The sequence below is a fragment of the Zafaria cholistanensis genome (assembly GCF_008580665.1).
Lineage (GTDB): Bacteria > Actinomycetota > Actinomycetes > Actinomycetales > Micrococcaceae > Zafaria > Zafaria cholistanensis.
The window spans coordinates 1-783 of the sequence record NZ_BKDJ01000047.1 but is presented as its reverse complement, the minus strand read 5'-3'; the positions used below and the strand labels follow the sequence as shown (position 1 = coordinate 783).

Below are 783 nucleotides of genomic sequence, written 5' to 3'. Positions count from 1 at the left end.
AGCTCAGCTGGGCCAGCGGACGGTGAGGCCGCCGTCGACGATGATCTGCTGTCCGGTGACGTAGGCCGAGTCGTCGCTGGTCATGAAGCGGATCACCCGGGCGGCCTCGTCGACGTTGCCCACGCGGCCCCACGGGATGATCCTGCCGGCCTCGTCCAGACCCTGCTTGCCGAGGGAATTGACCCCGTCGAGCGATTGCGGGCTTTCGATGAGCCCGGGAATGACGGCGTTGACGCGGATCTGCCGCGGGGCCAGCTCCACCGCCAGCGACCGGCACATGCCCAGCAGCCCCGCCTTCGCCGCGGCATAATGGCTGTGGTCCTCCCAGCCGTAGACCCCGCCGGCAATCGAGGAAGTCGCCACCATCGCACCGGCGCCGGCCATCCGGGACGCGCAGGAACGGAAGGTGCGCATGACCCCGGAAAGATCCACCGCCATCATGTCGTCCCACGCCTGGTCGGTCATCTCCGCCAGCGACGCCCGGCGCAGGATGCCCGCCGCGGCAATCGAGATGTCCAGCCGCCCGAACCCATCCAGCGCGGCCTGGGCCAGCTTCTCCGTGTCCTCGAAGCTGCGCACGTCCACCGGAACCGGGATGCATTTGCCGCCCTCGGCCTCCACCGCGGCGACCGTGTCCCCGACATCGTGGGGATCCGCCGGCAGGTAGCCCACCACCGAATGCGCGCCGGCCCGGGCGTAGGCGACGGCCAGAGCCCGGCCGATGCCGCTGCCGCCGCCGGAGATGACGGCAACCTTGCCTTCAAGCCCGTCGTCGCGCATCAT

Annotated in this window: 1 protein-coding gene; it reads right to left on the bottom strand. The window is 70.4% G+C overall.

Annotated features, from left to right (window positions below; all coding sequences use genetic code 11):
- Positions 1-3: 3 nt before the first annotated feature.
- The coding region (locus tag NCCP_RS14850; RefSeq protein WP_149958059.1) for an SDR family NAD(P)-dependent oxidoreductase at positions 4-783 on the bottom strand (780 nt) is incomplete at its 5' end.